The organism is Streptomyces sp. NBC_00012, assembly GCF_045040875.1.
Taxonomy (GTDB): Bacteria; Actinomycetota; Actinomycetes; order Streptomycetales; family Streptomycetaceae; genus Streptomyces.
This window is the reverse complement of sequence record NZ_CP108309.1, coordinates 5,971,121-5,995,748: the sequence shown is the minus strand read 5'-3', so window position 1 is coordinate 5,995,748 and position 24,628 is coordinate 5,971,121. Positions and strand designations below refer to the sequence as shown.

Below are 24,628 nucleotides of genomic sequence, written 5' to 3'. Positions count from 1 at the left end.
GCGCCGTCCAACCTCTCCGGCCGGATCACGGAAAAGTTGAGCGACTTCTGAGGTTCGCGCGCCCCGCGCCGCCGGGGCTCACCGGTCCCGGATCCGGACCGGCCCGACCGGTCCGGGCTGCACACCGCGGTCGTACGCTGGGCGCATGAGCCACGGCTGGAACGCGAACGACATCCCGGACCAGAGCGGCCGCACGGCCGTGGTCACCGGAGCCAACAGCGGCCTCGGCCTGCACACCGCGCGGGAGTTGGCCCGGCACGGTGCGCGGGTCCTGCTCGCCTGCCGTGACGAGGCGCGCGGCAAGGAGGCCGAGTCCCGTATCCGGAAGGCGGTGACCGGCGCGGACGTGGCGTTCGTACCGCTCGATCTGGCCGATCTGGGCTCGGTGCGCGAGTTCGCCGCGGCCCGTGCGCCCGAGCGGATCGATCTGCTGATCAACAACGCGGGCGTGATGGCTCTCCCTTACGGGACGACGGCCGACGGCTTCGAGAGGCAGTTCGGCATCAACCACCTGGGGCACTTCGCCCTGACCGGGCTGCTGCTCCCCCGCCTCCTCGACACCCCCGGGGCACGTGTGGTGACCGTCTCCAGCGGGATGCACGCGCTGTCCGACATCGACATGGGGGATCTCAACAGCGAGCGCCACTACCGCCGCTGGATCGCCTACGGCCGCTCCAAGACCGCCAATCTGCTCTTCGTCCACGAGCTGGCGCGACGGCTCACGAAGGCGGGCTCCCGGCTGGTGGCCGCCGCCGCGCACCCGGGATACGCGGCGACCAACCTTCAGTCCGCCGCCGCCCGGATGGAGAACCGGCGGACGATGGAGCGGGTCTTCGAACTCGGCAACCGGATCGTCGCCCAGCCCGCGTCGTCCGGTGCGCTGCCCACCCTTTACGCCGCCACCGCGCCCGGCGTGCGCCCCGATTCGTTCGCCGGGCCGGGACTGCTGGGCTGGCGCGGCGCCCCCGCCCCGTCCTGGCGCGCGGGCTGGACCCGGGACGATGTCACGAGCGAGCGGCTCTGGGTGGCGTCCGAGCAGCTCACCGGTGTGACGTATCCGGGCCTCGCCCCTTGAGGTCCGGATACGTCACGGGCGGTCGACGGGCCGGCGGTCGACGGGCTCAGCCCTGCTGACCCTCCACGGCGGCCGGGTCCATCCACATGACCTCCCAGATGTGGTGGTTCGGGTCCTGGAAGGAACGGCCGTACATGTGGCCGTAGTCCACCGGCTCGTTGGCGGGCGATCCGCCGGAGGCGAGAGCGGTGTCGACCAGCTCGTCCACCTTCTCCCGGCTCTCGGCGCTCAGGGCGAGGATCACCTCGGTGGACTTCGAGGAGTCGGCGATCTCCTTCTTGGTGAACTCCTTGAAGCGCGGCTCGGTGAGGAGCATCGCGAAGATGGTGTCGCTGATGACGAGACAGGCGGTCTTCTCGTCGGAGAACTGCGGGTTGCACGAGAAGCCCAGCTTGCCGAAGAAGGCCTTGGTCGCTTCGAGGTCCTTGACCGGCAGGTTGACGAAGATCATCTGAGGCATGACCGCTTCGCTCTCTCTGTTGTTCGAACGTGTACGACAGGTAGACGACGGGGCCTGTGAGAACTCATCGCTCTGCGGGCGAAAAACTTTCGCCCGCCTCGCCGCCCGGCCCCTGGACCACCCTGCCCCAGCTCTCACGACAGGGCGAGCGGGGCGCCGCCCCGGAGCAGCGACCCGCCCAGCGGCGTCAGCGTGTGCAGGACCGAGCCACCGTGCCGCAGGGTGTGTATCAGGCCCGCCTCGCGCAGTACACAGGCATGCTGGCTCGCCGATGCGAGGGACACCCCGGCCCGCAGCGCGAGCTCGCTGGTCGTGCAGCCGTCCCCTATGGCGCTCAGGACCGTCGAGCGGGTGCTGCCGAGGAGTCGGCCGAGCCAGGGGCCCGGTTCGGCGAAGACCGGGGCGCAGGAGTGGGTGACCGGGTAGACGAGGACCGGCGGGAGCCTCGGGTCGCGGTAGACGACCGGGGTGACGCGGCAGAAGAACGACGGCTGGAGCAGCAGCCCCCGTCCGTCCAGGCGGATCTCCCGGTCGACGGGGTAGTCCGCCTCCAGCACGGGGGCCCGCCAGCGGATCATCGGCGGTAGGGAGGCCAGCAGTTCGTGCGCGCCGCCGTCCAGGAGGGCGCGGCCTCGTACGGCGCGGTCGGCCTCGACGCTGGCCCGGATGTGCGGCCAGTACGGCTCGATGGCGGCACGGTGGTAGCTGCGCAGCGCGTCGACGAGGCGGCCGAGCGGTTCGGCGCGGGCGTCCGGGGAACGGCACGCGTCCCGGCGTTCGGCACCGAGCAGGGCCAGTTCGGCCCTGACCCTGCCGGGCGGGGTCTCGCGCAATGCCTGCATTCCCGCGTCGATGCCGTACGGCTCGCCGCTTTCCTGAGAAGGCGTCAGGAAATCCGGGAAATAGCCGCGCGGTGGAATCACGGCGGACAGCAGGCGTACTTCGCCATTCAACCGAGGCCGGGTTTCCGTACGCCATTTCCCGAACACCGCGGAACCGCGCCGGTCCCGCAGCCGGTGGAAACTCAGAGCGGTTTCCCACAGCGCGTCGGGCCGGGTGGCCATCCGCACCTGGGAAAGGTCCACTCCGGACATATGGATACGCAGCACCGATCCCCCACCTGTTGCACCTGCAATTACCCCCACCCCAGGGTAGGTGATCCGTAACAGCACGTCACCACGGGGTTTCGGCCAGAGGTGAAACGCCTCGCACCCGCACACCGTGACCCGAAAAGCTGTACGGCGTCGGGTACGAATCCGGCGCCACCGGAAGGGTGAGTGAAGGCCGTGGGGGGTTTCGCTCGCCCGGCGACGGTGGACGACGGTGCGGCTCCGTGCCCGATGGGGGTAACCCGGGTGCGGCCCATGGATGGGGATCCATGGGCCGCATCCCGGTCCGTTCCAGGCCCGGTCTTTGCGTATTGAACGAACTTTGCGTAATGCGCGAAGGAAAGGCACAAGCCCGCACAACGATTTTCCCCAGAACAAAACCGGACGGCGGCACCCCCGCACAGGGTGCCGCCGTCTTCGGGTCGAAAGGTCACGGAGTCAGGCAGTCCGGTGCCGGGTCAGCGGCTGTCGCTACCGGTCGAACCCGCCGCCGCACGGCCCGCTTCGAGCCGGGCCACGGGGATGCGGAACGGGGAGCAGGAGACGTAGTCCAGACCCACCTCGTGGAAGAAGTGCACCGACTCCGGGTCTCCGCCGTGCTCGCCGCAGACGCCGAGCTTCAGGTCCGGGCGGGTGGCCCGGCCGGCCTCGACGGCGCTGCGGACCAGCGAGCCGACGCCGTCCTTGTCGATCGTCTCGAACGGCGACACACCGAAGATGCCCTTCTCCAGGTACGCGGTGAAGAAGGAGGCCTCCACGTCGTCACGGGAGAAGCCCCACACCGTCTGGGTCAGGTCGTTCGTACCGAAGGAGAAGAACTGCGCGGCCTCGGCGATCTGGCCGGCGGTCAGCGCGGCGCGCGGCAGCTCGATCATCGTGCCGATGGTGAGCTTCAGCCGGGTGCCGGTGGCGGCCTCGACCTCGGCGATGACCTGGTCGGCCTCCTCGCGGACGATCTCCAGCTCCTGGACCGTGCCGACGAGCGGAATCATGATCTCGGCGCGCGGGTCGCCCTTGGCGTTCTTGCGCTCGGCCGCGGCCTCGGCGATCGCCCGTACCTGCATGGCGAACAGGCCGGGGATGACGAGACCGAGGCGCACACCGCGCAGGCCGAGCATCGGGTTCTGCTCGTGCAGCTTGTGCACGGCCTGGAGCAGGCGCAGGTCGTTCTCGTTGGCGTCCTTGCGGGACTCGGCGAGCGCGACCCGTACCGAGAGCTCGGTGATGTCGGGCAGGAACTCGTGCAGCGGCGGGTCGAGCAGCCGTACGGTGACGGGCAGTCCGTCCATCGCCTCGAACAGCTCGATGAAGTCGGCCTTCTGGAGCGGGAGCAGCTCCTCCAGCGCGGTCTCGCGCTCGGTGTCGGTGTCCGCGAGGATCAGCTTCTCGACCATCTCGCGGCGCTCGCCGAGGAACATGTGCTCGGTGCGGCACAGGCCGATGCCCTGGGCGCCGAAGCGGCGGGCCCGCAGCGCGTCCTCGGCGTTGTCGGCGTTGGCCCGCACCCGCAGCCGGCGCACCCGGTCCGCGTACGCCATGATCCGGTGCACGGCGGCGACCAGCTCGTCGGCGTCGTCGGCGCCGGCGTGCATCCGGCCCTCGAAGTACTCGACGACCGGGGACGGCACGACGGGGACCTCACCGAGGTACACCTTGCCGGTGGAGCCGTCGATGGAGACGACGTCGCCCTCCTCGATGACCCGGCCGCCCACCGTCATCCGGCGTCGCTTGGTGTCGACCTCCAGGTCCTCGGCACCGCAGACACAGGTCTTGCCCATGCCTCGGGCGACGACGGCGGCGTGCGAGGTCTTGCCGCCGCGCGAGGTCAGGATGCCCTCGGCCGCGATCATGCCGTCGAGGTCGTCGGGGTTGGTCTCGCGGCGGATCAGGATGACCTTCTCGCCGGACCGGGACCACTTGACCGCGGTGTACGAGTCGAAGACGGCCTTGCCGACCGCGGCGCCCGGGGACGCGGCGATGCCACGGCCCAGCATCTCGGTCTTCGCGTCGTCGTCGAAGCGCGGGAACATCAGCTGCGCGAGCTGCGCGCCGTTGACGCGCTGAAGGGCCTCGGCCTCGTCGATGAGCCCCTGGTCGACGAGCTGGGTGGCGATCCGGAACGCCGCGCCCGCGGTGCGCTTGCCGACCCGGGTCTGGAGCATCCACAGCTGGCCGCGCTCGATGGTGAACTCGATGTCGCAGAGATCCTTGTAGTGGGTCTCCAGCGTCTCCATGATCTGCATCAGCTGGTCGTACGACTTCTTGTCGATCGACTCCAGCTCGGCGAGCGGCACCGTGTTGCGGATACCGGCGACGACGTCCTCGCCCTGCGCGTTCTGCAGGTAGTCGCCGTACACGCCCTGGTGACCGCTGGCCGGGTCGCGGGTGAACGCGACGCCCGTGCCGGAGTCGGGGCCGAGGTTGCCGAAGACCATCGAGCAGACGTTGACCGCGGTGCCCAGGTCGCCGGGGATGCGCTCCTGGCGGCGGTAGAGCTTGGCCCGGTCGGTGTTCCACGAGTCGAAGACGGCCTTTATGGCCAGGTCCATCTGCTCACGCGGGTCCTGCGGGAAGTCGCGTCCGGCGTCCCGCGCGACGATCTTCTTGAACTGCTTGACCAGCTTCTTCAGGTCGGCCGCGTCGAGGTCGACATCGACGGTGACGCCCTTGGCCTCCTTCGCCGCCTCCAGCGCCTCCTCGAAGAGGTCGCCGTCGACACCGAGGACGGTCTTGCCGAACATCTGGATGAGGCGGCGGTAGGAGTCCCACGCGAACCGCTCGTCGCCGGCCTGGGCGGTGAGACCGACCACGGACTCGTCGGAGAGGCCGATGTTGAGAACCGTGTCCATCATGCCGGGCATCGAGAACTTCGCACCGGAGCGGACCGAGACCAGCAGCGGATCGTCGGCCTGGCCGAGCTTCTTGCCCATCCGCGCCTCAAGGGCGTCGAGGTGCGCGCTGACTTCGGAACGGAGTGCGGCCGGCTCCTCGCCGCTCTCGAGGTAGACCTTGCACGCCTCGGTGGTGATGGTGAATCCCGGAGGGACAGGAAGCCCGAGGTTGGTCATCTCGGCGAGGTTCGCGCCCTTGCCGCCGAGGAGATCCTTCAGATCCTTGTTGCCCTCGGTGAAGTCATAAACGAACTTCTCGCCCTTGAGCTCCGGGGATTCCGGGGTGGCTACGTGGGGATCTTTGTTTTCCGACACGGGTCTCGACTCCTCGAGGACGCGGTGGCTGCCCTGACGGCGAGGAACATACCCAGATCGAAGGTGTCTGGGTACGTCCACTTGCGCGTCATGAGGCCTCAACCACCCGTCCGCCAGCAGATCGAAAGTGACGGGACCTTTGGCCCGAGGGGCAAGATTCGTTCATTTCTTGAACACATAAATACCGAGAGCTACAGACCTTCGCCTGTTTGATGACACTGCGCAACGGAAGCGTCGATCGATCAAAGTGGAGACCCTTGGCACCCAGTGCCACCATTTGAGAAATGCAGCCCTTGGAATTTCGCTCATCTGAGCGCATCGACTCTCAGGGTGGCGAGAATCACTCTACGGTCGGCGCTCAGATGTCACCATCCGGACGCCCGATCGGCGACTGCCCGTCACGCCTTGATCACCTAAGCGCACTCAAGGCGGGGTCGAGTTGCCGCGCGATGCCCGTTCCGACTCGTTCGAGCCACCAGCCGACCGAACCGCCACCGAATCCGACCGAATACGGCGCTCAGATGAGCAAGGCAAAAGAAGAGGCACGCGGTGCCTGTGGCGCCGCGTGCCCGTGCGAGCCCGGAGGACCGGGCCGACAGCCTCTCAGCCGCCCGAGGTGTCCAGCTCCGCGTCCGGGCTCACGCCCGCACAGTCGTACGGGTCCTTCAGCCAGCCGTCCGGCAGCACCACGCGGTTGTTGCCCGAGGTGCGCCCGCGCGGCCCGTCCGCGCCGTCCGGCCACGGCTGGTCCAGGTCCAGCTCCCGCAGCTGCCCGCCGAGCTCCTCCAGCGACGAGGTGATCGCGAGCTTCTTGCGCATCTCCGAGCCGACCGCGAAGCCCTTGAGGTACCAGGCGACGTGCTTGCGGAAATCGATCACGCCGCGCGTCTCGTCGCCGATCCACTCCCCCAGCAGCGTCGCGTGCCGCAGCATCACGTCGGCGACCTCCCGCAGCCCCGGCGCCTGCCGCGTCCCCGAGCCCTCGAACTCGCTCACCAGGTCACCGAAGAGCCAGGGACGGCCCAGGCAGCCGCGGCCCACGACCACACCGTCGCAGCCGGTCTCGCGCATCATCCGGCGGGCGTCGTCCGCGCACCAGATGTCGCCGTTGCCCAGGACGGGGATTTCCGGGACGTGCTCCTTGAGGCGGGCGATGGCATCCCAGTCGGCGGTGCCGCCGTAGTGCTGGGCGGCCGTCCGGCCGTGCAGGGCGACGGCCGTGACACCCTCCTCGACCGCTATCCGGCCCGCGTCGAGGTAGGTCATGTGGTCGTCGTCGATGCCCTTGCGCATCTTGATGGTGACCGGCAGATCGCCCGCGTTGGAGACCGCCTGGTTGAGGATCGCGCGCAGCAGCGGCCGCTTGTACGGGAGCGCCGAGCCGCCGCCCTTGCGGGTCACCTTGGGGACCGGGCAGCCGAAGTTGAGGTCGATGTGGTCGGCGAGGTCCTCGTCGACGATCATGCGGACGGCCTTGCCGACGGTGACCGGGTCCACTCCGTACAGCTGGATCGAGCGCGGGGTCTCGCTCGCGTCGAAGTGGATCAGCTGCATGGTCTTCTCGTTGCGCTCGACCAGCGCCCGCGTGGTGATCATCTCGCTGACGAACAGCCCCTTGCCGCCGGAGAACTCCCGGCACAGGGTGCGGAACGGGGCGTTGGTGATGCCGGCCATGGGGGCGAGCACCACCGGCGGCTGCACCGTGTGGGGGCCGATCCGGAGCAGTGGGAGCGAGGGGGCGAGCGTGGTCATTGCTCCATTGTCGCGTACCGGGCGGGGCTCCCCGGCAGCGGAGTTCGTTAGTTAACCGTACTATCCATGTATGCCCGAGCTCAGTCACCGCCGACGGCAGTTGGTACTGGCGATCTGCTGCATGAGTCTGCTGATCGTCAGTCTCGACAACACCGTGCTCAATGTCGCCCTTCCGTCCATCCAGAAGGAACTGCACGCCACTGTCGCGGGCATGCAGTGGACGATCGACGCGTACACCCTGGTCCTGGCCTCGCTGCTGATGCTCGCCGGCTCCACCGCCGACCGGATCGGGCGCCGGAAGGTCTTCAAGACCGGGCTCGTCCTGTTCACCCTCGGTTCGCTGCTCTGCTCCGTGGCGCCGAACCTGGAGTCGCTGGTGGCGTTCCGGATGGTGCAGGCGGTGGGCGGCTCGATGCTCAACCCGGTCGCGATGTCGATCATCACCAACACCTTCACCGACCCGCGCGAGCGGGCCCGCGCCATCGGGGTGTGGGGCGGTGTCGTCGGCATCTCCATGGCCGCCGGACCGGTGGTCGGCGGTCTGCTGGTGGACTCGGTGGGCTGGCGTTCGATCTTCTGGGTCAATCTGCCGGTGGGCCTCGCCGCCCTCCTTCTCACCTGGCGCTACGTGCCCGAGTCCCGCGCCCCGAAGCCGCGCCGCCCCGACCCGGTGGGGCAGCTGCTGGTGATCGGGCTGCTCGGTTCGCTGACGTACGCGATCATCGAGGCGCCCTCGGCCGGGTGGACCTCGGCGCGCATCCTGTCCTTCGCAGCGCTCGCCGCCTGCTCGCTCGCCGGCCTGCTGCTGTACGAGCGCCGGCGCACCGAGCCCCTCATCGATCTGCGCTTCTTCCGCAGCGCCCCGTTCAGCGGTGCCACGGTCATAGCGGTCTGCGCCTTCGCCGCACTGAGCGGGTTCCTCTTCCTCAACACCCTGTACCTGCAGAACGTGCGCGGGCTGAGCGCGCTGGACGCCGGTCTGTACATGCTGCCGATGGCGGCCCTCACCTTTGTCTGCGCGCCGCTGTCCGGGCGGCTCGTCGGCAGCCGGGGGCCCCGGCTGTCGCTGCTCGTGGCGGGCGTGGCCATGACGGCGTGCGGGCTGCTGTTCGCCGCGTACGACGCGGAGACGGACAACGCCCTGCTGTTCACCGGCTATGTGCTCTTCGGCCTCGGCTTCGGCATGGTGAACGCGCCGATCACCAACACGGCCGTCTCCGGCATGCCGCGTTCGCAGGCCGGGGTGGCGGCCGCGGTGGCCTCGACCAGCCGGCAGATCGGCGGGACGCTCGGGGTCGCCGTGATCGGCGCGGTGCTGGCGGCCGGGGTGGCCGGCACCGGGTCGCCGCGCGGCGCCGCCTACGCCGAGGCCTTCGTGGACGCGAGCAAGCCCGCCTGGTGGATCCTCGCCGGGTGCGGGCTGTGCGTCCTGCTGGTGGGGGCGCTGACGAGCGGGCGCTGGGCGCGGGAGACCGCGCGCCGGACCGCCGAGCGGCTGGAGCGGCAGGCGGACGTCCCGGCCGGGGGTCAGGCGGCGGCGGGCTCCAGGGCCTGAAGACGCACCAGTCGCTCCCTGGTCTCCTCGTCGGCGGGGGCGTACGTCACCATGCGCGGCCCGCTCGACGGGCCCAGCCACAGGTCGGTGTGTTCGAGGCGGAGCAGTCCGACGTGGGCGTTGCGGAAGATCTTGGTCCGGCCGCCCGCGCCCACCACCTCGTGCCGGGCCCAGATCTCCCGGAACTCGGCGGACGACTCCTCCAGCCGCGCGAGGAGCGCCTTCCAGGCGGGCTCGGCCAGATGCTCGGCCATCGCCCTGCGGAACTTGGCGGCCATGAGCCGGTTCACCTCGGGGAGGTCGACCAAGGCGGAGCGCCACTGTGCGTTGGTGTAGGCGAGGATCATGCAGTTGCGGTCCTCGGGGGCGACCGTGTCCAGATCGCAGAGCAGCCTGCCGTAGGTCCGGTTGTACGCGAGGATGTCGTACCGGCTGTTCTGGATGCAGGCCGGGATGGGGTCCAGCTGCCGCAGCAACTCGCGCAGCCCCGGCGTCACGCTCGGGCAGTCCGCGTTCGGCGACGGGTCGACGGCGCCGGCGAGCGAGAAGAGGTGGCCGCGTTCGCTGCGGTCGAGCAGCAGGGCGCGGGCCAGCGCGTCGAGCACCTGGGGCGAGACCTGGATGTCGCGGGCCTGTTCGAGCCAGGTGTACCAGGTGACGCCCACGGCGGAGAGCTGGGCGACCTCCTCGCGGCGCAGGCCGGGGGTGCGCCTGCGGCGGCCCCGGGGCAGGCCGACCTGTTCGGGGGTGATCCGTTCGCGGCGGCTGCGCAGGAAGTCCGCGAGTTCGTGCCGCCGGACATCGGGCTCGGAGGGCTCCCGCCGCCCAGGAGCCGGCGGGACCCCGGGCACCACTCGTACCTCGGGCAGTTCGCTCGCCACAGTCGTCATGCCTCCAGCCTGCCGAGCCGCCCGGCGCTCTGCCAGGTGCTCCTTGTACCAGGATAAAGACACTCTGGTACCAGGCTGGGACGGCGGCGATTCTCGATGGCGTGAGTGAATCAACTGTACGGACGCAAGCGACCACCACCGCCGACGCCGTGGTGCGGCACGACCACCCCGCTCCGGTGCTCGGCGCTCTCGGGCTGTTCACGGTGCTGCTCGGGGCGGCGCTGCCGCTCATCGACTTCTTCATCGTGAACGTCGCCCTGCCGACGATCGACCACGACCTGGACGCGGGCCCCGCCCTGCTCGAACTGGTGGTCGCGGGTTATGGCCTCGCCTACGCCGTGCTGCTCGTCCTCGGCGGCCGGCTCGGCGACATGGCCGGGCGGCGCCGGCTCTTCCTGCTGGGCATGGCCGCCTTCGGGATCACCTCGCTCGCCTGCGGCCTCGCCCCGGACGCCTGGACGCTGGTGGGGGCGCGGGTGGCGCAGGGCGCGGCCGCCGCGCTGATGCTGCCGCAGGTGCTCGCGACCATCCAGGCGGCCACCTCGGGCCACCGGCGGGCCCGTGCGATGGGCCTGTACGGGGCGACGGCCGGGCTCTCCATGGTCGCGGGCCAGATCCTCGGCGGCGTCCTCGTCGCCGCCGCGCCGCTGTCGTCGGTGTTCGGCGAGAGCGCGGGCTGGCGTTCGGTGTTCCTGGTGAACGTTCCGGTGGCGGCGGCGGGGCTGGTGCTGGCCGCCCGCGTCGTGCCGGAGACCCGCTCGGAGCGGCCCGCGCCGATCGACGTACCGGGCACTCTGCTGCTGACCGTGTCGCTGGTGACGCTGCTCGCCCCGCTGACGGAGGGGCGCGCCGCGGGCTGGCCGGTGTGGACCTGGGTCTCGCTGGCCCTGTTCCCGTTCGCCGCGTACGCCTTCTACCGGGTCGAGCGCCGGGCCGACCGTCGCGGGCTGACCCCGCTGGTGCCGCCGAGCCTGCTGCGGCTGGAGTCGCTGCGTCGCGGGCTGGCGCTGGTGGTGCCGTTCTCGATCGGCTTCGGCGGCTTCATGTTCGTCATCGCGGTCGCCCTCCAGCAGGGGCTGGAGCTGGGTCCGGCCGCGGCCGGACTGTCGATGGCGCCGATGGCGGTGGCGTTCTTCGTGGCGTCGCTGGCCGGTCCGCGGCTGATCCTGCGGTACGGGAGCCGGGTCGTGACGGCCGGCGGGCTGATCCAGGCGGTGGGCGTGCTGGTGCTGGCGCTCACCGTATGGCGCGAGTGGTCCGGCCTCGGGCCGCTGGGGCTGCTGCCGGGCGTCGCGATCGCGGGGTTCGGGCAGGGGCTCCAGCTGCCCGTCCTGTTCCGGATCGTGCTCTCCGACGTACCGGCCGCGCGTGCCGGAGTGGGCGGCGGGGTGATGACGACGACTCAGCAGGCCGCGCTGGCCCTGGGGGTGGCCACGCTCGGCACGCTGTTCCTCTCCCTGGTCCCGGGCGCGGGCATGCGGGACGCGCTGGCCGTGACACTGCTGGTGCAGTTGGCCGCGGTGGCGCTGACGACGCTGCTCAGCCTGCGGCTGCCGCGCGGGGTGGCGTGAGCGCGGGACGGCGACGGGGCGCGGACATGGGCGTGGGCCCGGATCACGGGGTGATCCGGGCCCACGGCCGTACGGTGGGTGAGGAAGCGTCAGCTCTGTGCCGGGGCGTCCTGCTCGGGCGCGTCCGCGGCACCGTCGGCCGGGGCCGCCTCGGGGGTGGTGCCGGACTGCGCACGCTCACGCATCTTGCGCAGCAGCTCCTGCTTCTGGTCGGCCGCCGCCTTGCGGTCGGTGGTGCGGGCGGCGCCCACGCCCTGCTGATCGGCGCGGGACAGCTTCTTGCGCTGTCCGCCCACACCGAGAAGGTTGTTACGGCTCTTGGCCACGGCGTTCTCCCGTTCGTATTGCGAGGTGAGGTCTGAAGCGACCTGGGTCGGTCCGGTGGGCGGCGGGTGGTCGGACCCGCCGCGCTCTCACTCGTAGATCTGGAAGAACGAATACATGCCGGAACCGTACCCCGGCCCGGTCTGTCCCCGCACCCGATTTCGGGGCCGGCCCCCGCGCCCCGGCGCCGGGGCGCGGCGAGGCCCCCGGTTCCGTACGGTGAACCGGGGGCCTCGTCAGTACGAGCGATACGTCAGCAGCCGAGCAGGCGGGCGCCGAGGTAGGCCTGGATCTGGTCCAGGGAGACGCGCTCCTGCTTCATGGTGTCGCGCTCGCGCACGGTCACCGCGTTGTCGTCGAGGGTGTCGAAGTCGACGGTGACGCAGAACGGCGTGCCGATCTCGTCCTGACGGCGGTAGCGGCGGCCGATGGCGCCCGCGTCGTCGAACTCGATGTTCCAGTTCTTCCGCAGGTCGGTCGCGAGGCCCTTGGCCTTCGGCGACAGCTGCGGGTTCCGGGACAGCGGCAGGACGGCGACCTTGACCGGCGCGAGGCGCGGGTCGAGCCGCATCACGGTGCGCTTCTCCATGACGCCCTTGGCGTTGGGAGCCTCGTCCTCGATGTAGGCGTCGAGGAGGAAGGCGAGCATCGCGCGCCCGACACCGGCCGCCGGCTCGATGACGTACGGGGTCCAGCGCTCGCCGGCCTCCTGGTCGAAGAAGGACAGGTCGGTGCCCGAGGCCTTGGAGTGCGCCTTGAGGTCGTAGTCCGTGCGGTTGGCGACGCCCTCCAGCTCACCCCACTCGCTGCCGCCGAAGCGGAAGCGGTACTCGATGTCGGCGGTGCGCTTGGAGTAGTGGGAGAGCTTCTCCTTCGGGTGCTCGAACCAGCGCATGTTCTCCTCGCGCATGCCGAGCTCCGTGTACCAGTTCCAGCGCTGGTCCATCCAGTACTGCTGCCACTCCTCGTCCTCGCCCGGCTTGACGAAGAACTCCATCTCCATCTGCTCGAACTCGCGGGTGCGGAAGATGAAGTTGCCCGGAGTGATCTCGTTCCGGAAGGACTTGCCCATCTGGGCGATACCGAACGGCGGCTTCTTGCGCGAGGTCTGCAGCACCTGGCCGAAGTTGGTGAAGATGCCCTGGGCGGTCTCGGGACGCAGATAGGCGACCGAGCCGGAGTCCTGGGTCGGGCCGAGGTGGGTGGAGAGCAGACCCGAGAACTGCTTGGGCTCGGTGAAGGTGCCCTTGTTGCCGCAGTTGGGGCAGTTGAGCTCGGTCAGGCCGTTCGCGGGCGCGTGGCCGTGCTTCTCCTCGTACGCCTCCTCCAGGTGGTCGGCGCGGAAGCGCTTGTGGCAGGAGGTGCACTCGGTCAGCGGGTCGGTGAACGTGGCGACGTGACCGGAGGCGGACCAGACCTCGGGAGCGAGGATGACCGACGAGTCGAGACCGACCACGTCCTCGCGCGAGGTGACCATGTAGCGCCACCACTGGCGCTTGAGGTTCTCCTTCATCTCGACGCCCAACGGCCCGTAGTCCCAGGCGGCCCTCTGGCCACCGTAGATCTCACTGCACGGGTAGACGAAGCCACGGCGCTTGCTCAGGCTGACGATGGAGTCGATCTTGTCGGCGGCCACGGTGCTCTCTTCATTACGACGAAACTGGACAGGGGCGGCGCGAAGCGCCTCGGTGGGGGGACGGCAGTCGGGAGACGGGTGCGCGAATGCCTCAGATTACCGGCGGGCACGGCCCCTGGATCAAATCGGTATCGGCACGGTCGGCCGCGAAGTCATCTCATAAGCCTTGTTGACAATCGTTTCCAGTTTTGTTGAAAATGACTGTCATGAACGTCAGCCGCCTCATACCCACCGCCGCCGTCGCCGGAGCAGTCGCCCTCGGCCTCACCGCTCTCACCGCCTGCTCCTCCTCGGACGGCGCGGACCGCAAGAACGGCGACAAACTGGACGTGGTGGCCTCGTTCTACCCGATGCAGTTCCTGGCCGAGCAGATAGGCGGGAAGCACGTCTCCGTCACCACGCTGACCAAGCCGGGCCAGGAGCCGCACGACCTGGAGCTCAGCCCGCGGCAGATCGGCGGGCTCACGGACGCGGGCCTCGTCCTGTACCTCAAGGGCATCCAGCCCGCCGTGGACGACGCCATCGTGCAGTCCGGCGCGAAGCACGTCACCGACGCCTCGAAGCTCACCACGCTGGAGGACCACGGCACCGAGGCCGGCGCCGACGAGCACGGACACGAGCACCACGGCGACGAGGCCGGCGCCGACCCCCACGTCTGGCTGGACCCGGTGAAGTACGCCGAGGTCGCCAAGGGCGTGGGCGCGTCCCTGGAGAAGGCCGACCCCGGCCACGCCGCGGACTACCGGAAGAACACGGACGCGCTGGTCACCGAGCTCGACGGTCTGAACACGGCGTACGTGAACGGGCTGAAGAACACCGCCACCAAGACGTTCATCACCACCCACTCCGCCTTCGGGTACCTCGCCGAGCGCTACGGCCTCACCCAGGAGGGCATCGCCGGCGTCGACCCCGAGGCCGAGCCCAGCCCCGCCCGGATCAGCGAGATCCACACCATCGCGGAGAAGAACAAGGCCACCACCGTGTTCTTCGAGACGCTCGCCAGCGACAGGACCGCGAAGACCGTCGCCAAGGACACCGGACTGAAGACCGACGTCCTGGACCCGCTCGAAGGAATCACGCCCAAGTCCAAGGGCACCGACTACATCGAGGTCATGCGGTCCAATCTCGCCGCCCTCCAGAAGGCGCTCGGCGCGAAGTGACCCCCGTAACACCCGCCACAGCGACATCGGAGGCGCACATGCCCGAGACCGGGAGCACCACGACCGACCCCGTGATAGCCCTGCGGGGCGCCACGGCCACGCTCGGCGCGCGTCCGGTGCTGCGCGGCATCGACCTGACCGTGCACCGCGGCGAGGTCGCCGCCCTGCTCGGTGCCAACGGCTCGGGCAAGTCGACCGCCGTGCGCTCCGTCATCGGCCAGGTCCCGCTCACCGGCGGCTCCGTCGAACTGTTCGGCACCCCGCTGCGCCGCTTCCGCTCCTGGGCACGGATCGGATACGTGCCCCAGCGCACCACGGCGGCCGGCGGCGTCCCCGCCACGATCCGTGAGGTCGTCACCTCCGGCCGGCTGTCCCGGACCGGGCTGGGCCTGCTCCGCAGGGCCGACCGGGCCGCCGTCGACCGGGCCATCGAGCTCGTCGGCCTCGCCGACCGCGCCGGGGACCCGGTGGACGCGCTCTCCGGCGGACAGCACCAGCGGGTGCTGATCGCCCGCGCGCTGGCCGCCGAACCCGAGCTGCTGATCATGGACGAGCCGATGGCCGGCGTCGACCTGGCCAGCCAGGAGATCCTCGCCACGACCCTGCGCGAGCAGGTCGCGGCCGGCACCACGGTGCTGCTGGTACTGCACGAGCTCGGCCCGCTGGAGCCGCTGATCGACCGCGCGATCGTGCTGCGCGACGGCTGTGTGATGCACGACGGGCCGCCGCCGAAGGCGCTGGGCCAGCACGCCCTGCCCGGACACGACCACGTACACCCCCACGCGGCCTCCGAGCCCGTCCGGACGGGACTGCTGAGCTGACCATGGAATTCCTCAACCCTCCCTTCATGCAGCGGGCCCTGCTCGCCGCCGTGCTCGTCGGCGTCATCGCCCCCGCCGTCGGCATCTACCTGGTCCAGCGCCGCCAGGCCCTGATGGGCGACGGCATCGGCCACATCGCGATGACCGGTGTCGGGCTCGGTTTCCTGCTCTCCACCAGCCCGGTCTGGATGGCCACGGCGGTCGCCGTCGCCGGTGCAGTCGTGATGGAGCTGATCCGCTGGTACGGACGCACCCGCGGCGACATCGCACTGGCCATGCTGTTCTACGGCGGCATGGCGGGCGGTGTGCTGCTGATCAACCTCTCCGACACCGGCTCCAACGCCAACCTCACCTCGTACCTCTTCGGCTCCCTGTCCACGGTCTCCTCCGAGGACATCACCTCGATCTGCGTGCTGGCCGCCTTCGTGCTGCTGGTGACACTGGGGCTGCGCCGCCAGCTGTTCGCGGTCAGCCAGGACGAGGAGTTCGCCCGGGTCACCGGGCTGCCGGTGCGCGCGCTGAACCTGCTGGTCGCCGTGACCGCGGCGGTGACCGTCACCGTCGCGATGCGGGTCGTCGGGCTGCTGCTGGTCAGCGCCCTGATGGTGGTGCCCGTCGCGGCCGCGCAGCAGATCTCCCGGTCCTTCAAGGTCACGTTCGTGCTGTCGGTCGTCATCGGTACGGCGGTGACCCTGGCCGGCACCGTCACCTCGTACTACCAGGACGTCCCGCCCGGCGCGACGATCGTGCTGCTAGCCATCGCGGTCTTCGTCGCCCTGACGCTGCTGGCGACCCCGCTGGCCAGAAGCCGCGCCCGTCGCAGCGAAGCCGCGTCCGAGGAGTGCACCCTTGAGGTACCGGCCTCCCGCCCGGCCCCGGACGAGCTCCGGGTTTGACCGTGGCGCCGGGACGGGCTGGCACAATGGCCCGACACAAGTACGGGCGACACGAGGAGGCTGCTGTGGCGACGGCGCCGATCAGTGGAACGAACGCGGCCCCGGTACGTGGCCGGTCGACCCGGCAGCGGGCGGCGGTGGCGGCGGCGCTCGACGAGGTGGACGAGTTCCGCAGCGCCCAGGAGCTGCACGACGTGCTCAAGCACCGCGGCGACTCGGTCGGGCTCACCACCGTCTACCGCACCCTCCAGTCCCTGGCCGACGCCGGCGAGGTCGACGTGCTGCGCACCACGGACGGCGAGTCCGTGTACCGCCGCTGCTCGACCGGGGACCACCATCACCATCTGGTGTGCCGGATGTGCGGCAAGGCCGTGGAGGTCGAGGGGCCCGCGGTGGAGCAGTGGGCGGAGACCATCGCCGCCCAGCACGGGTATGCGAACGTGGCCCACACGGTGGAGATCTTCGGTACCTGCGCGGAGTGCGCGGACGCGAAGAAGTGACGGCCCGGGGGCGGCGCGCCCCCGGGCCTCACTCCCGTCTCAGAGCCTTTGTACGTTGCGGTCGAGCACGTCGCGCAGCCGGTCGAGATCGTCCGGCTGCCGCACGCCGCGCTTGGGCAGCATGGTGACCCCGGTCGCCTGCTTGTCGCCGCTGAACAGCACGAAGAGCTGCGGCGTCTCCCGGTAGCGGGGCACCATCGCCCAGTTGACGGTCGTGGTGCTGTGGTCAGTGGCCACCTCTATGCCGGTCTCGCGCACCACCGTGCGGCAGGTGCCCTGGCGCGCGGCGAACCGGTACAGCTGCCGGCCCTGCAGCCAGGGTGTCAGGACCACGCCCAGCATCACGAAGACGAGCCCCACCCAGACGGGCGCCCCCGGGCCGTGCCCACCGCGCGCGATCGTGATTCCCATCAGCACGGCCAGCGCCGGCATCAGGATCAGCAGCTTGCGCTGCCTGCGGCCGCTCGTACTGATCTTCGCGCGGGCGTTCAGCGCCTCCGCGAAATCGGCCGTGGTCGGCTGGTACTCCAGCTCGACCACGGCCCCCACTTCGTCCCACCCCTGAGTCGTCATGGGGCGGAATCGTAATGGCAGGGTCAGACGGCCGGTCCGGCGGTACCCGCCTCCACCGCGCCGCCGAAGCGCCGGTCGCGCTGGGCGAACTCCAGGCAGGCGCGCCACAGGTCACGGCGGTCGAAGTCCGGCCAGAGCACGTCCTGGAAGACCATCTCGGCATAGGCGCTCTGCCAGATCAGGTAGTTGGACGTGCGCTGCTCGCCGCTGGGGCGGACGAAGAGGTCCACATCCGGCATGTCCGGGTAGTAGATGTACTTCGCGAAGGTCTTCTCGTTGACCTTGGACGGGTCCAGCTTCCCGGCCGCGACGTCCTGGGCGATCCGCTGCGCGGCGTCGGCGATCTCGGCCCGGCCGCCGTAGTTGACGCAGAAGTACAGCGTCATCTTGTCGTTGTCCTTGGTCTGCTCCTGGGCGACCTGGAGCTCCTGGACGACGGACTTCCACAGCTTGGGCATGCGGCCGACCCAGCGGATCCGGATGCCGAGTTCGTCCATCTCGTCGCGTCGGCGGCGGATCACGTCCCGGTTGAAGTTCATCAGGAACTTCACCTCCTCCGGGGACCGCTTCCAGTTCTCGGTGGAAAACGCGTACAGCGAGAGGTTCTTGACGCCCATCTCGATGCAGCCCTTGAGGACGTCCATGACGACGCCCTCGCCGACCTTGTGGCCCTCGGTGCGCGGGAGGCCGCGTTCCTTGGCCCAGCGGCCGTTGCCGTCCATCACGACGGCCACGTGCTTGGGCACCAGCTCGCCGGGGATCTTCGGGGGCGTGGCACCGGAGGGGTGCGGCTCCGGGGTCTTGTAGTCGCGCCGGTTACGGCCGCCGAGGATTCCGCGTACTGCCATGAACTGTCTCGCTCCCTGTACCTGATCTGCCTGAGTCACTTCTCTACGTACCGCAGTGAGCGCAGCCCGCGCTCCAGATGCCAGTGCAGATAGGCGGACACCAGCCCGCTCCCCTCCCTGGCATGCCGCGCCTCGCACGCGTCCGCCGTCTCCCAGTCGCCGCTGAGCAGCGCGCTCAGCAGCGTGACGGCCTCAGCCGAGGGTACGACGCTGCCGGGCACCCGGCAGTCGCCGCATATGACGCCGCCCGCCGCGACCGAGAAGAACCGGTTGGGTCCGGACATTCCGCACTTGGCGCAGTCCTCGAAGCTGGGTGCGTAGCCGTTGACGGCGAGCGAGCGCAGCAGGAACGCGTCGAGGATGAGATGCGGCTCGTGTTCGCCGCGGGCGAGGGTGCGCAGCCCGCCGACGAGCAGCAGGTACTGCTGGACCGCGGGCTCGCCCTCGTGGTCGGTGAACCGCTCGGCGGTCTCCAGCATCGCGGTGCCGGCGGTGTAGCGGGCGTAGTCGGTGACGATGGAGCCGCCGTACGGGGCGATCGTCTCGCTCTGGGTGCAGAGCGGCAGCCCGCGGCCGACCAGTTCGCTGCCCCGGGCGAAGAACTGCACGTCGACGTGGGAGAAGGGTTCCAGCCGTGCCCCGAACTTGGACTTCGTGCGGCGCACCCCGCGCGCGACGGCGCGCACCCGGCCGTGGCCGCGGGTCAGGATCGTGATGATCCGGTCGGCCTCGCCCAGCTTCTGCGTGCGCAGCACCACGCCGTCGTCCCGGAACAAGCTCATACGGCCATTGTCCGGTACGGGGGCGGCGGGCGGGCCCCCGGCCGGTCAGGAAGGCGTGCGCGCGGCCTCGGCGAGCAGTCGGGCGGTGTCCTGGGCGCAGAGCTGGAGCGCGCCGCCGACCGTGGTCAGCACCTCGCGCTCCGACTGTCCGTACGGGCCGTCGGCGAGGGCGATCCGGGCACCCTGGAGCAGAATCGATTCGCGTCCGGCGGGGGCCAGGTGCGGGGCGAGGGGTTCCAGCGCCTCGTGCAGTTCGATGGCGAGGGCGGCTCCGCACGCCTCGGCCGCGGGGTCGAAGGCGGAGCCGTGCCCGGTATCGGCGGCGAGAACCTCGACGACGGTGCAGAGCTGTTCCTCGGTGCAGTCGTCGAACCCGGCGCCGCGCACGATGGCGGCCGCGGTCTCCAGCACCGTGCGGGAGGTGGTGCCGCCGGCCGCGAGGACGCCGAGCGCGACGGTGTGGACGGCGTCCCGGAGCATGGCGGAGAGCCGGGTGGTGGTGGGGTGGTCGAGCGCGTCGGTGCCGAAGTGCTCCCGGCAGGCGGCGCACTCGACGACGGGGCCCACGGTGCCGCGCCGCAGCATCGGCACGCCGAGCACCGCGAAGCGCCGACGTCCGGTGAGCCGGCGGTAGTTGCGGTCGCCGCCGCAGCCGGGGCAGAAGAACTCCCCGTCGCCGACGGCGTCCCAGACGGTGCGGATGCCGCAGATACGCAGCTTCATGGCGCGATGTCCCAGGGCTGACCGCACGTCGCACACCTCCGTAACTCCCCCGTGGCCCCAAGGGCACGGGAGGTGCCCCCTCCGGCAACACTGCCGTGTGAACGTGATGTTAACCACAGTCATGATGTGGCGTCAGTACCTCGCTCGTCACAACCGTCCGGAGATGGCCGAACCCCGCCCCCCGGAAGCGGGTGGACGGGGTCCGTGGCCGTGCGATCGGTGCCCTCGCGGGCGCCGGATCAGCGGGTGGCGCGGTTGACCGCGGAGACGACGGCCTTCAGCGAGGCCCGGGTGGTGTTGGCGTCGATGCCGATGCCCCACAGGACCTTTCCGTCGATCGCGCACTCGATGTACGAGGCGGCCTGGGAGCTGGCCCCCTCGCTCATGGTGTGCTCGGTGTAGTCCAGCAGCCGGGCGTCGATGCCGATGGCCTGCAGCGCTTCGAAGAACGCGGAGATCGGTCCGTTGCCGGTGCCGGTCAGCACGGTGTCCGTGCCGTCCACGGTCGCCTCGACGGTGATCGTGTCCTTGCCGTCGGAGCCGGTCGTGCTCTGGCCGGTGCGGATCTGTACGCGGCCCCAGGCGTTCTCCGGGTTCGGCAGGTACTCGTCGCGGAACGTGGACCAGATCTGCGTCGGCGTGACCTCGCCGCCCTCGGCATCCGTCTTGGCCTGAATGATCCGGGAGAATTCGATCTGCATCCGGCGGGGCAGGTCCAGCTTGTGGTCGTTCTTCAGGACATAGGCGATACCGCCCTTGCCGGACTGCGAGTTGACCCGGATGACGGCCTCGTAGCTGCGGCCGACGTCCTTCGGGTCGATCGGCAGATACGGCACCGCCCACTCGAGATCGTCTACGGTCACACCCCCGCCCTGGGCCGCCGCGTCGGCCTCCATGGCGTCGAAGCCCTTCTTGATGGCGTCCTGGTGGGAGCCGGAGAAGGCGGTGTAGACCAGGTCGCCCGCGTAGGGGTGGCGCGGGTGAACCTCCATCTGGTTGCAGTACTCGCTGGTGCGGCGGATCTCGTCGATCTGCGAGAAGTCGATCTGCGGGTCGACGCCCTGCGAGAACAGGTTCATGCCCAGGGTCACCAGGTCGACGTTGCCGGTGCGCTCGCCCTGGCCGAACAGGCAGCCCTCGATCCGGTCCGCACCGGCCATGACGGCCAGCTCGGCCGCGGCGACGGCGGTGCCGCGGTCGTTGTGCGGGTGGACCGACAGGCAGACGAACTCGCGGCGCGTCAGATTGCGCGACATCCACTCGAACCGGTCCGCGTGCGTGGACGGCGTCGAACGCTCCACGGTGGCGGGCAGGTTGAGGATGATCTCGCGGCCCTCCTCGGGCTGCCAGACGTCGCAGACCGCCTCGCAGACCTCCAGGGCGAAGTCCAGCTCGGTGTCGGTGAAGATCTCGGGGCTGTACTGGTAGCCGAAGATCGTCTCCGGGCCCAGCAGCTTCTCCGCGTACTCCATGACCAGCCGGGTGCCGTCCACGGCGATCTGCTTGATGTCGTCCTTGGAGCCGCGGAAGACGACCCGGCGGAAGGTGGGCGCCGTCGCGTTGTACAGGTGCACGGTGGCGCGGCGGGCGCCGACGATGGACTCGACGGTCCGCTCGATCAGGTCCTCGCGGGCCTGCGTCAGGACGGAGATCGTCACGTCCTCGGGGATCGCGCCCTCTTCGATGATGGAGCGGACGAACGCGAAGTCGGTCTCGCCGGAGGACGGGAAGCCGACCTCGATCTCCTTGTAGCCCATGCGTACGAGCAGATCGAACATCTCGCGCTTGCGGGCCGGCGACATCGGGTCGATCAGGGCCTGGTTGCCGTCGCGCAGGTCGGTGGAGAGCCAGCGGGGCGCGACGGTGATCCGGTTGTCCGGCCACGTGCGGTCCGGAATGTCGACGGCCTCGTAGCTGCCGTACTTGTGGATCGGCATCCCGGACGGCTTCTGCAGCTGAGTCGCGTTGGTGATCGGCGTCGGACGGCCGACAGCGGTTTCAGCGGGGAACTGCGCGGGATTTGCGGCGGTCATGACGTACGGCTCCTCGGGGTCCAACCAGGGGGACGGCCGACTGTGTCACTGCAACACCAGACTCCGCGGGGAGGGGGTCGGCCTACGACTACAGGCCCTCGCCGCGGCAGCTAAGAAGAAGCAGCCCGAAACGCATGATGCGACGAGACTAACCGAGGGGCGCCTGATACGTCGGTCCCGTATCAGTATGCGGGACCGGGCGCAGGAAACGCCCAACCGTGATCGATCACTCCATTTCGTCAATCCCGATCGCAACCAGTGACATCGCGATTACCTGCTGCCACAGTCGGCGGTATGCACCCTCAGTCACAGCACGGATTCCAGCCCGTCCACTGCACGATCGTGCCGCCTCATGTCCTCGACAAGCTGTCTCAGTCCGACAACCCCGATCTCGCCGGGCCCTCCCGTCGCACCCTGGAGGGCGACGCGGCCCGCCGCACCCGCCGGCAGATGGCCACGGTCGTCACCGTGCCCGTCGCCCCGGCGTCCGACGGGGAAGTCTCCGACAAGCCCGAGCGCGTCCTGTACGACTGCCGCAACGGCACCCGGCTGCCCGGCACCAAGGTCCGCTCCGAGGGCCAGGACCCGACGAAGGACTCGAGCGTCAACCGCGCGTACGCGGGACTCGGCGCCACCTTCGAACTGCTGCTCAAGGCGTACGGCCGCCGTTCGATCGACGGCAACGGACTGCCGCTGGTCGGTTCCGTCCACTACGACGAGAAGTACAACAACGCCTTCTTCGACGGTGAGCAGATGGTCTTCGGCGACGGGGACGGCGAGATCTTCCTCGACTTCACCGTCGCCATCGACGTGATCGGCCACGAGCTGACCCACGGCCTGACCCAGTACACCGCCAATCTGAGCTACTACGGCCAGTCCGGAGCGCTCAACGAATCCATGTCCGACGTCTTCGGCTCCCTGGTCAAGCAGTACTCGCTGGGCCAGAGCGCCGACCAGGCCGACTGGCTGATCGGCGCCGGGCTGCTCGCACCCCGCGTCCAGGGTGTCGCGCTGCGCTCGATGAAGGCTCCGGGCACGGCGTACGACGACGACGTGCTGGGCAAGGACCCGCAGCCCGCGAAGATGGAGGACTACGTCCACACCAGCGAGGACAACGGCGGGGTGCACCTCAACTCGGGCATCCCGAACCGCGCGTTCTATCTGCTGGCGACGGCGCTCGGCGGCAATGCGTGGGAGCGGGCCGGCCAGCTCTGGTTCGATGTGCTCACAGGTGGTCAACTGGCCGTGGACGCGGACTTCGCGTCCTTCGCCCGGCTGACGGTCGCCGCGGCCCGCAGCCGCTTCGGCGAGGGCGACGAGGCGGAGGCCGTCCTGAAGGCGTGGTCGGAAGTGGGCGTACCGACCGCGTAGGGGCACGGACGTCCGGCGTTGGAGGCATCGCATGCGGATTCAGGTCAGCAGGACCGGCGGCTTCGCCGGCATCGCACGCCACAGCGAGGTCGACACCGCCGGGCGGGACGACGCCCCGGAGTGGGAGGCGCTGGCCGAGTCCGCGCTGGCCGCGGGCCACGACACCCCGCCCAAGGGGGTGCCGGACGGCTTCCGGTACCGGATCACGGTCGGCGACCGCACGGTCCACTGCGCGGACCCGAGGCTGACCGACGCCCAGCGGGCACTGGTCTCACGCGTCCTGAAGGAGGGCGCGTGAGACCGGTCGCCCGGTGACCCGCCTCAGAAGCCCAGCTTGCGCAGCTGCTTGGGATCGCGCTGCCAGTCCTTCGCGACCTTCACATGGAGGTCCAGGAAGACCGGTGTGCCGAGCAGGGCCTCGATGTGCTTGCGGGACTTGGTGCCGACGTCCTTCAGCCGCTTGCCCTTCGGGCCGATGATGATGCCCTTCTGGCTCGGGCGCTCGATGTAGACGTTGGCGTGGATGTCGAGCAACGGCTTGTCCGCCGGGCGGCCCTCGCGCGGGAGCATCTCCTCGACGACGACCGCGATCGAGTGCGGCAGCTCGTCGCGTACGCCTTCGAGCGCGGCCTCGCGGATCAGCTCCGCGACCATGACCATCTCGGGCTCGTCGGTGAGGTCGCCCTCCGGGTAGAGCGGCGGGCTCTCCGGCAGCAGCGGGGCGATCAGGTCGCCCAGCAGATCGACCTGCGTGTCCTTGACCGCGGAGACCGGAATGATCTCCGCCCACTCGAAGCCGAGCTCCTCGCCGAGGCGGGAGACGGCCAGCAGCTGTTCGGCGAGCTGCTTGGAGTCGACCAGGTCGGTCTTGGTGATGATGGCGATCTTCGGGGTCTTCTTGATACCCGCGAGTTCCTTGACGATGTACTTGTCGCCGGGGCCGAGCTTCTGGTCGGCCGGCAGGCAGAAGCCGATGACGTCGACCTCGGCCCAGGTGGTCCGCACGACGTCGTTGAGCCGCTCGCCCAGCAGCGTGCGCGGCTTGTGGAGGCCGGGCGTGTCGACCAGGATCAGCTGCGCGTCGTCGCGGTGCACGATGCCGCGCACGGTGTGCCGGGTGGTCTGCGGCCGGTTGGAGGTGATCGCCACCTTCTGGCCGACCAGAGCGTTCGTGAGGGTGGACTTGCCCGCGTTGGGGCGGCCCACGAAGCAGGCGAAACCGGCCCGGTGGGGGGCTTTGCCCGCGGCCTGCTGCGCGGCGGCATCTGTGTCAGGTCGAACGCTCATGGCGCCCATTGTCCCCGATCCCGGCGGCCCCGCCGCACCAAGGGCCGCGGCGGGGC

The 24,628-nt window shown here is 70.0% G+C and carries 22 protein-coding genes; 9 read left to right on the top strand and 13 right to left on the bottom strand.

Going from position 1 to position 24,628, the window contains the following annotated elements; all coding sequences use genetic code 11:
- The first annotated feature begins 145 nt into the window (after positions 1 to 145).
- Entirely contained in the window at positions 146 to 1,075 is a 930-nt protein-coding gene (locus OHA19_RS27485) for an oxidoreductase (RefSeq protein WP_405712427.1), read from the top strand.
- 46 nt (positions 1,076 to 1,121) lie between these two features.
- On the opposite strand, the gene OHA19_RS27480 is transcribed toward OHA19_RS27485, so the two are convergent.
- The 4 genes from OHA19_RS27480 to dusB form a co-directional block, all read right to left on the bottom strand.
- Positions 1,122 to 1,535 (bottom strand): VOC family protein, encoded by a 414-nt coding sequence (locus OHA19_RS27480; protein WP_405712429.1) that lies wholly within the window; start codon positions 1,533 to 1,535, stop codon positions 1,122 to 1,124.
- Positions 1,536 to 1,669: 134 nt separating this feature from the next.
- The gene (locus OHA19_RS27475) at positions 1,670 to 2,644 is read right to left on the bottom strand and encodes an ArsR/SmtB family transcription factor (protein WP_405712431.1); all 975 of its coding nucleotides are present in this window, start codon (positions 2,642 to 2,644) and stop codon (positions 1,670 to 1,672) included.
- A gap of 458 nt (positions 2,645 to 3,102) precedes the next feature.
- Positions 3,103 to 5,850, bottom strand: coding sequence for a pyruvate, phosphate dikinase (ppdK, locus tag OHA19_RS27470; protein ID WP_405712433.1), 2,748 nt, complete (start codon positions 5,848 to 5,850; stop codon positions 3,103 to 3,105).
- Between the two features lie 603 nt (positions 5,851 to 6,453).
- The gene (gene dusB, locus OHA19_RS27465) at positions 6,454 to 7,602 is read right to left on the bottom strand and encodes a tRNA dihydrouridine synthase DusB (protein ID WP_405712435.1); all 1,149 of its coding nucleotides are present in this window, start codon (positions 7,600 to 7,602) and stop codon (positions 6,454 to 6,456) included.
- A gap of 70 nt (positions 7,603 to 7,672) precedes the next feature.
- On the opposite strand from dusB, the gene OHA19_RS27460 reads away from it, so the two are divergent.
- Entirely contained in the window at positions 7,673 to 9,157 is a 1,485-nt protein-coding gene (locus tag OHA19_RS27460) for a DHA2 family efflux MFS transporter permease subunit (RefSeq protein WP_405712437.1), read from the top strand.
- On the opposite strand, the gene OHA19_RS27455 is transcribed toward OHA19_RS27460, so the two are convergent.
- Positions 9,130 to 10,047: a helix-turn-helix domain-containing protein gene (locus OHA19_RS27455; RefSeq protein ID WP_405712439.1), complete on the bottom strand. Its 918-nt coding sequence runs from the start codon at positions 10,045 to 10,047 to the stop codon at positions 9,130 to 9,132. The genes OHA19_RS27460 and OHA19_RS27455 overlap by 28 nt on opposite strands.
- 101 nt (positions 10,048 to 10,148) lie before the next feature.
- On the opposite strand from OHA19_RS27455, the gene OHA19_RS27450 reads away from it, so the two are divergent.
- On the top strand, positions 10,149 to 11,618 hold the full coding sequence (locus OHA19_RS27450; RefSeq protein WP_405752012.1) for an MFS transporter: 1,470 nt from the start codon (positions 10,149 to 10,151) through the stop codon (positions 11,616 to 11,618).
- Positions 11,619 to 11,707: 89 nt separating this feature from the next.
- Here the strand turns inward: OHA19_RS27450 and OHA19_RS27445 are convergent, their stop codons facing one another.
- On the bottom strand, positions 11,708 to 11,944 hold the full coding sequence (locus OHA19_RS27445; protein ID WP_405712443.1) for a DUF6243 family protein: 237 nt from the start codon (positions 11,942 to 11,944) through the stop codon (positions 11,708 to 11,710).
- Between the two features lie 251 nt (positions 11,945 to 12,195).
- Positions 12,196 to 13,578 carry a glycine--tRNA ligase gene (locus OHA19_RS27440; RefSeq protein WP_266733155.1) on the bottom strand — a complete coding sequence of 461 codons (1,383 nt, stop codon included), beginning with the start codon at positions 13,576 to 13,578 and terminating at the stop codon, positions 12,196 to 12,198.
- A gap of 206 nt (positions 13,579 to 13,784) precedes the next feature.
- Between OHA19_RS27440 and OHA19_RS27435 the strand changes: the two genes are divergently transcribed.
- The 4 genes from OHA19_RS27435 to OHA19_RS27420 all read left to right on the top strand — a co-directional run bounded on the left by OHA19_RS27435 (position 13,785) and on the right by OHA19_RS27420 (position 16,955).
- Entirely contained in the window at positions 13,785 to 14,738 is a 954-nt protein-coding gene (locus OHA19_RS27435) for a metal ABC transporter substrate-binding protein (RefSeq protein ID WP_405752009.1), read from the top strand.
- Positions 14,739 to 14,776: 38 nt separating this feature from the next.
- The gene (locus OHA19_RS27430; protein WP_405712448.1) at positions 14,777 to 15,559 is read left to right on the top strand and encodes a metal ABC transporter ATP-binding protein; all 783 of its coding nucleotides are present in this window, start codon (positions 14,777 to 14,779) and stop codon (positions 15,557 to 15,559) included.
- Positions 15,560 to 15,561: 2 nt separating this feature from the next.
- The gene (locus OHA19_RS27425) at positions 15,562 to 16,455 is read left to right on the top strand and encodes a metal ABC transporter permease (protein WP_405712450.1); all 894 of its coding nucleotides are present in this window, start codon (positions 15,562 to 15,564) and stop codon (positions 16,453 to 16,455) included.
- A gap of 65 nt (positions 16,456 to 16,520) precedes the next feature.
- On the top strand, positions 16,521 to 16,955 hold the full coding sequence (locus OHA19_RS27420; protein WP_405712452.1) for a Fur family transcriptional regulator: 435 nt from the start codon (positions 16,521 to 16,523) through the stop codon (positions 16,953 to 16,955).
- A 39-nt stretch (positions 16,956 to 16,994) separates the two neighbouring features.
- Here OHA19_RS27420 and OHA19_RS27415 read toward each other — a convergent pair whose 3' ends face one another.
- The 5 genes from OHA19_RS27415 to leuA form a co-directional block, all read right to left on the bottom strand.
- Positions 16,995 to 17,528, bottom strand: a complete 534-nt coding sequence (locus OHA19_RS27415) for a YcxB family protein (protein ID WP_405712454.1) — start codon at positions 17,526 to 17,528, stop codon at positions 16,995 to 16,997.
- 23 nt (positions 17,529 to 17,551) lie between these two features.
- Positions 17,552 to 18,376, bottom strand: coding sequence for an isoprenyl transferase (locus OHA19_RS27410; RefSeq protein ID WP_405752006.1), 825 nt, complete (start codon positions 18,374 to 18,376; stop codon positions 17,552 to 17,554).
- A 35-nt stretch (positions 18,377 to 18,411) separates the two neighbouring features.
- Positions 18,412 to 19,158 carry a DNA repair protein RecO gene (gene recO / locus OHA19_RS27405; protein WP_405712456.1) on the bottom strand — a complete coding sequence of 249 codons (747 nt, stop codon included), beginning with the start codon at positions 19,156 to 19,158 and terminating at the stop codon, positions 18,412 to 18,414.
- A gap of 45 nt (positions 19,159 to 19,203) precedes the next feature.
- Complete coding sequence (locus OHA19_RS27400) at positions 19,204 to 19,881, bottom strand: TerB family tellurite resistance protein (RefSeq protein WP_405712458.1); 678 nt, start codon at positions 19,879 to 19,881, stop codon at positions 19,204 to 19,206.
- Positions 19,882 to 20,120: 239 nt separating this feature from the next.
- Positions 20,121 to 21,914 (bottom strand): 2-isopropylmalate synthase, encoded by a 1,794-nt coding sequence (gene leuA / locus OHA19_RS27395; protein ID WP_405752004.1) that lies wholly within the window; start codon positions 21,912 to 21,914, stop codon positions 20,121 to 20,123.
- Positions 21,915 to 22,208: 294 nt separating this feature from the next.
- On the opposite strand from leuA, the gene OHA19_RS27390 reads away from it, so the two are divergent.
- On the top strand, positions 22,209 to 23,285 hold the full coding sequence (locus OHA19_RS27390; RefSeq protein WP_405712461.1) for a M4 family metallopeptidase: 1,077 nt from the start codon (positions 22,209 to 22,211) through the stop codon (positions 23,283 to 23,285).
- 31 nt (positions 23,286 to 23,316) lie between these two features.
- On the top strand, positions 23,317 to 23,583 hold the full coding sequence (locus OHA19_RS27385) for a protealysin inhibitor emfourin (protein ID WP_266733137.1): 267 nt from the start codon (positions 23,317 to 23,319) through the stop codon (positions 23,581 to 23,583).
- 23 nt (positions 23,584 to 23,606) lie between these two features.
- On the opposite strand, the gene era is transcribed toward OHA19_RS27385, so the two are convergent.
- Entirely contained in the window at positions 23,607 to 24,581 is a 975-nt protein-coding gene (gene era, locus OHA19_RS27380) for a GTPase Era (RefSeq protein ID WP_266733136.1), read from the bottom strand.
- Positions 24,582 to 24,628: the final 47 nt, after the last annotated feature.